The sequence below is a fragment of the Pontibacter rugosus genome, from assembly GCF_042678745.1.
Taxonomy (GTDB): Bacteria; Bacteroidota; Bacteroidia; order Cytophagales; family Hymenobacteraceae; genus Pontibacter; species Pontibacter rugosus.
The window spans coordinates 1-6,267 of record NZ_JBHTLD010000248.1; the positions used below are offsets into that span (position 1 = coordinate 1).

7 protein-coding genes and 1 riboswitch are annotated in these 6,267 nt (G+C 45.9%); of the genes, 6 read left to right on the plus strand and 1 reads right to left on the minus strand.

Annotation, left to right across the window (positions count from 1 at the left end):
• The first annotated feature begins 103 nt into the window (after positions 1-103).
• The 5 genes from ACFQ2O_RS18965 to ACFQ2O_RS18985 all read left to right on the plus strand — a co-directional run bounded on the left by ACFQ2O_RS18965 (position 104) and on the right by ACFQ2O_RS18985 (position 5,131).
• The gene (locus ACFQ2O_RS18965) at positions 104-313 is read left to right on the plus strand and encodes a hypothetical protein (RefSeq protein ID WP_377531674.1); all 210 of its coding nucleotides are present in this window, start codon (positions 104-106) and stop codon (positions 311-313) included.
• 233 nt (positions 314-546) lie between these two features.
• On the plus strand, positions 547-903 hold the full coding sequence (locus ACFQ2O_RS18970) for a hypothetical protein (RefSeq protein ID WP_377531678.1): 357 nt from the start codon (positions 547-549) through the stop codon (positions 901-903).
• Between the two features lie 88 nt (positions 904-991).
• Complete coding sequence (hrpB, locus tag ACFQ2O_RS18975; protein WP_377531683.1) at positions 992-3,523, plus strand: ATP-dependent helicase HrpB; 2,532 nt, start codon at positions 992-994, stop codon at positions 3,521-3,523.
• Between the two features lie 313 nt (positions 3,524-3,836).
• On the plus strand, positions 3,837-4,526 hold the full coding sequence (locus ACFQ2O_RS18980) for a helix-turn-helix transcriptional regulator (RefSeq protein ID WP_377531686.1): 690 nt from the start codon (positions 3,837-3,839) through the stop codon (positions 4,524-4,526).
• 95 nt (positions 4,527-4,621) lie between these two features.
• Positions 4,622-5,131 carry a DinB family protein gene (locus ACFQ2O_RS18985; RefSeq protein WP_377531690.1) on the plus strand — a complete coding sequence of 170 codons (510 nt, stop codon included), beginning with the start codon at positions 4,622-4,624 and terminating at the stop codon, positions 5,129-5,131.
• Between the two features lie 91 nt (positions 5,132-5,222).
• Here ACFQ2O_RS18985 and msrA read toward each other — a convergent pair whose 3' ends face one another.
• The gene (msrA, locus tag ACFQ2O_RS18990; protein WP_377531693.1) at positions 5,223-5,753 is read right to left on the minus strand and encodes a peptide-methionine (S)-S-oxide reductase MsrA; all 531 of its coding nucleotides are present in this window, start codon (positions 5,751-5,753) and stop codon (positions 5,223-5,225) included.
• 131 nt (positions 5,754-5,884) lie between these two features.
• Between msrA and ACFQ2O_RS18995 the strand changes: the two genes are divergently transcribed.
• Complete coding sequence (locus tag ACFQ2O_RS18995; protein WP_377531695.1) at positions 5,885-6,109, plus strand: hypothetical protein; 225 nt, start codon at positions 5,885-5,887, stop codon at positions 6,107-6,109.
• A 58-nt stretch (positions 6,110-6,167) separates the two neighbouring features.
• Positions 6,168-6,267: riboswitch (SAM riboswitch) on the plus strand. This riboswitch is flagged as partial in the annotation.

Below are 6,267 nucleotides of genomic sequence, written 5' to 3' on the forward strand. Positions count from 1 at the left end.
ATCTTTATTGGCTAATACTCCGTAGAGGTACTAAATATTGTATAAGTATATTTTGAGACGCTCTCATGGTATATTTATTAATGTTATACTTAAACCATACAAGATGAAAAAGTTATTATTTGCAGGTGCTATCATTTTTGGATCAGTAGGTCTTTATTCGTGCGGAAACGAAGGAGCAACAACTGCTGAAACCGAAGGCACAGTAATTGACCAGGATACTGCGGTATCTGAACTTGAAGTTGAAAGAACTGTAATTGACACAGACACGACAACAGAGACTGAAACTATTGAAACTGAGAACCAGGTAAACTAGTAACCTATTGGCTTTGGCCAATAGCGTAGTTTTATAGGCATGGCAGAATGGCGTTATACGTTGATCTGCCATGCTTTTTTCTTACCACTCAGTTGTACTCTTGGTACAGCCGTGTAGTGTGTTAGCTATGTCACTATAAGGCGTATAACATGCGGATGCTAAATTCAGAATCCTTTTTCAGAAAATATCTCGTAAAGCGCTAAAATAGATATTTCACTACTTGATAGTTAGCTATGGAAAAAACAAATAATACAGAAGGAGCAATTTTCAAACAGATTTGTGCTGTAAACGAGGTAAACCCACAGGTAGTGGAGCGAGAAGCACAGGAAAAATGTGCTGATAGATTTCAGGAAAATAACAAAGAGGAAGTACTCATCTGGGCAGCTCTTGATTTGAAAGCCCGCACCCTTATAAGCAGCATACTCACTGAACCAATACCTGGTACCCATAAGCTTTATACTATAGATGGTGACCCCGCGGCACCAAGCTTTGTTATAAATGAAGACGCTATACACGAGTTTTACAACAAAACCGAAGCTGATCAGGTCATTGCTGTGCTAGGTCAGGTAAAAATGCCTATTCGTGCTTGATTTACCTCTACTATTATGCTTAGCCGGCCACAGGTTGTACTATATTTAAAAAGAATAACGACCTTTGGGGGCAATGCCAGTTACTCCTATGATTGCAGCTTTACCTGCGCTTCCAGTGAAGGAAGTTCTTCCTCAACTACTGTCGATTTTAGATAATAACAGCCGTGTTGTGCTTGTGGCACCTCCTGGTGCCGGTAAAACAACGCTTGTACCACTAGCCTTGCTCGAGTCAGGATGGAGACAAGATGGCAAGATACTGATGCTGGAGCCGCGCAGGCTGGCTGCCCGGGCAGCGGCACAACGCATGGCCGACTTACTGGGTGAGCCCGTAGGGCAAACAGTCGGCTACTGGATCAGGTTAGAACACGTAGCCACTAGTAAAACAAGAATAGAGGTAGTAACAGAGGGTATCCTGACACGCCTGATTCAGGATGACCCAGCGTTGGAAGGGATCTCAGCCATTATCTTTGATGAGTTTCATGAGCGAAGCTTGCAAGCCGACCTGGGCTTAACACTTGCGCTTGACGCACAGGCAGTTTTACGCCCGGACCTGCGCCTGCTCGTGATGAGTGCTACACTGGACGCAGCCTCAGTTGCAACCTGGCTGGATGCTCCAATTGTGCAAAGTGAGGGTAAGGTTTTTCCGGTTGTTACCCATTACCTGCCACTCGCAGAAGTAACGGGTATAGGTAACTATCCTGCCGAACGCTTAGCCAATCTGGTACCCAAGGCTGTGCGCAAAGCTTTAGCAGAAGATATCGAGGGCGATGTGCTTGTTTTTCTGCCAGGTATGGGTGAAATAAGACGTGTGGCCGAGCTTGTGGAAGGAAAACTGTCACCTGAAATAGATCTGCACCTGCTACACGGCGAATTGGCTCTTTCAAAACAATTAGCTGCCATTAAGCCTGCTCCAAAAGGCCGGCGGAAAGTGGTGCTTGCCACCAGCATAGCAGAAACCAGCTTAACGATAGAAGGCATCAAGACAGTTATAGACGGAGGATATGCCCGCGTGCCGCAATTTGTGCCTCGTACTGGTCTAACTACGTTGGCTACCGTAACAGTGTCGCAGGCTGCTGCTGATCAGCGCCGCGGAAGGGCCGGACGCCTGGGCCCCGGCACTTGCTACCGCCTTTGGTCTGCAGCAGACCAACTACAGCTCCCTGACAGGCACACTCCTGAAATTTGTGAAGCTGATTTAACGGGCCTTGTATTAGAACTTGCTATCTGGGGTATAAAAGATGCCTCACAACTAAAGTGGCTTAACACACCTCCTGCGGCAGCATTGGCGCTTGCCAAAGAACTACTGCTCCGCCTTCAGGCCATTGATACAGAAGGAAACCCGACAAAGCATGGAAAGGCATTAGCCGTCTTAGGCATGCACCCAAGACTGGGGCACATGGTTATGACCGGACACGCCTTAGGGTATAGCTCTACTGCATGTGCTTTGGCAGCCTTACTGGCAGATAGGGATATATTGAAACCAGTAGAATCCGGCAGAGGCAGCACCATGCCCGATCTGCACCTGCGGCTTGAGTTACTGGCAGGCAAGCGCCCCTTCACCCCTGGCTTTGTAAAAGATGAAAATGTGCTCCGAAAAGTGCGGGAACAGGCACAGCGTCTGCGCCAAAAGCTAAAAGTTTCTGAAGAGGCCATAGAGGCAGACGCTGTTGGCGTACTAACGGCTCTGGCATATCCAGACCGACTGGCGCAGCGGGAGGCTTCTGGCCGGGTGCGCCTTGTTACAGGGCAGCGAGCAGCTTTACCGACCGAGTTGATGGGCGAAGCTGCTTTCTATGCCGTTGCCCACCTCGACGTGAAGCACCAGCCCCGCATCCTGTTAGCGGCTCCAATCACTAAAGAAGAAATTCTCCTTCATTTTTCTGATCAACTGGAACAGGTACAGGAAGTAAAATGGGATAACAAAACAGAGCGCGTAGTAGCCAGGCAATATACTTCTTTAGGAGCCATGATTCTGGAAGAAACGGCACTACAAAAGCCAAACCAGGAACAGGTAGCGCAAGTACTCTTGCAGGTTTTGCAGGAAAGAGGCATTACCCGATTGCCCTGGTCTGAAGAGGCTTTACAAACACGCCACCGTATTGCATTCTTGCACCAGATAGATGCTGACAGATGGCCTGACACGTCAGCTATTGAACTCACTGCCACCATGGATACCTGGCTGCTGCCTCACCTTTTGGGCCTGCGTTCTTTAGAACAGGTTGCTAAGCTGAATTTGAACGAAATAGTATTGGCTGATTTTTCTTGGGAACAACGCCAGGAGCTTGATAAGCTCGCTCCGACACATCTGCAGGTGCCAAGCGGTTCTCGTATTGCCCTTGATTATTCTGATATAAGCACGCCAGTACTAGCTGTAAGACTACAGGAGGTTTTCGGGCTGCTGGATACACCCAGAATTGCAGGCGGAAAAGTGCCGCTCCTTATTCACCTGCTCTCCCCCGCCTCGCGCCCGGTACAGGTAACGCAAGACCTGCGTAGTTTTTGGAGCAATGGTTATTTTGATGTCCGTAAAGATTTGCGTGGCCGCTACCCTAAGCATCACTGGCCTGAAGATCCGCTTTCTGCTACGCCCACACGCGGCACAAAAAAGCGCCCGCAGTAGCTAAACTTTTATAGTAAATTTAAACACTTGCATACCTAGGCTTAGGTCAAGTATGAGCGCGAGGGTAAATGTGATGCAGCATCAACCAGCATGTGATTAGTATAAGTAGTTGCTCAGGTTTAAGCCAGTAATGAAATGGCCTCAAGTGTAGCCATAGGTTACGCTTGTTCCTCCAGTAAGTATCTAGCTAATACTATGGTGGCATAGCAACTATAGTGCAAGTATAAATCCTTCCTCACACAAACAAACAGGAATTAAAACTATCGAATAAAGGCTGAAATAGGTACCTTTTGCACTTAAACAAAAGACTACTATGAACAGGGTTGACAGGCTTTTCGGCATATTGATTTTACTGCAATCGAAGAAGTACGTAACAGCTGAAAAGATTGCAGAAAAGTTTGGAATAAGTGTACGTACAGTTTACCGGGACATGAAGGCGCTGGGAGAGCAGGGCGTGCCGGTGAGTTTTGAGCAGCCCAAAGGTTACTTTATTGTACAGGGCTATTTTCTGCCGCCTGTTTCCTTCACCTCCGAAGAAGCAAATGCCTTACTGCTAATGGAAACGCTGGTGTATGGCTTTGCCGATAGATCAATCCAAAACCACTACTCTGATGCGCTTAATAAAGTGAGAGGAGTACTTCGGAATCAGCAGCGGGAAAAGCTAGAGCTCCTGCAAAGCAATATCCGTCTTCAGATACCGGCCTGTTTTGATACCAGTTATGAGTACCTTTCTGTGCTGCAAGACGCTATTTCAGTTAAAACTCTGATAGAACTAGATTACAAAAGCAGCAAAGAAGAAATCAGTAAACGACAGGTTGAGCCAATCGGTCTAATATTCTATGCATTCAGCTGGCATTTGATTGCCTGGTGCCACCTGCGGCAGGACTACCGCGACTTTAGAGTATCCCGCATTTTAAAGATCAAAAACCTGGCTGCTCCTTTTTCAAAACAAGACCATATGCTGCTAAACGATTATATGAAAACCCTGCCCGTTCCTTATTAGCCATATTTGAAAAATAATTTCAAAGATTAAAAGTAGACTGCCATAGGGTTGTCAGTGGTGCCTGTTTTCTTTGTCTTAAACTAAAAGATAAAACTATGAACACACTACAGACCACGGACATTATCCAATTGCTGCAGCAAGAGTTGGAGCAGGAAGCTGCTACAACGCGTAAAATGCTGGAGCGCGTGCCAGATGATAAGTATAGCTGGCAGCCGCATGAAAAGAGCATGACCATAAAGCAATTGGCAACACATGTGGCTGAGCTCCCCTCCTGGATTTCTTTGGGGCTGACAACTGATGAACTGAACTTTGCTACAGTACCGTATCAGCCTGCAGACATCAATAACACAAGAGACCTGCTAACGTATTTTGAAAAATCCCTGGAAGAAGGTCAGGAAGGATTGAAAAATGCGACTGAGGAGCAGTTAACACAGCCTTGGGTGCTGCGTGATGGAGACCAGGTATTCACCTCTACCACCAAGTATGGCATCATACGCATTTCGATGAGCCAAATCATTCACCACCGGGCACAGTTAGGAGTGTACCTTCGCCTGTTAAACATTCCGATTCCGGGCAGCTACGGCCCTAGTGCCGATGAGCAATAATCTAAAACCAGCACAGGCTGCAACTTATGGTTGCAGCCTGTGCTGGTTTTAAAGATGATGTATGGCAGGTTAACCTGCTGAAGCAGAAAGCTTATTTCTTTAACTTATCGGCAAATACCTTTCTGAACTTCTCTACTTTCGGCCGCACTACAAAGCTGCAATACGGCTGGTGGCCGTTGTTCAGGAAGTAATCCTGATGATAGTTCTCTGCCGGATAATAAGTAGGAAGCGGCTCTATTGTCGTCACAATAGGATCCTCGAAAGAGCCAGAAGCCGCTAGCTCCTGCTTATACTTCTCTGCCAGCTGCCTCTGCTCATCGTTATGATAAAAAATAACGGAACGGTATTGCGTTCCCACATCATTTCCCTGCCTGTTCAGGGTTGTAGGATCATGCGTTTTCCAGAAAACCTCTAAGAGCTCTTCAAAGGAAATTTTAGTCGGATCATACGTAATGCGTAATACTTCTGCGTGCCCTGTGGTACCGGAGCACACCTGCTTGTAAGTAGGGTTATCTACATGACCACCTGCATAGCCAGATTCTACCTTCTCTACTCCCTCTAGTTGCTGAAACACTGCCTCTGTACACCAAAAGCATCCGTTTCCAAAAGTTGCTGATTCCATATGTATGTTTTGCAAGGCTTAACTGCCTTGAATGGTTAAATTACATTTCTACTAACAAATCTGTATACTTAGTTTCGATAGCAGCAGTTTACAAACTATAACCCGGAACCTGTATACTTGTTTAGGAAAGTATGATGATCTGTTTATCAGATACAGCAACTATACTTGAAATTGCTACAATAGCTAAGCAGGCGAAACCTGTAAACTTCAGTTACTTTCTCTTCAATTTAGTGAGTGAGCTATCTATACTTCAAAACCCGCTAGCCCCACCTGCCGTATCTTTTGGAAAGACGCCTGCTGAAAAACATAATTTCACTGTAGCTACATTATTTTTAGTGAAAGATTTGGAATTTTAAAACTCAGCAGCCACCTTTGCAAACGTAAAGTCAATATACTTACCTACACAGAGTATTTGATTTATAAAGAAGAAGGGAGAGAACAGGCTCTATGAACTTCTAGCAACCAGTTATAAACCAGGTGCTAATTCCTGCCTAAATATTTTAGGGGATATAAA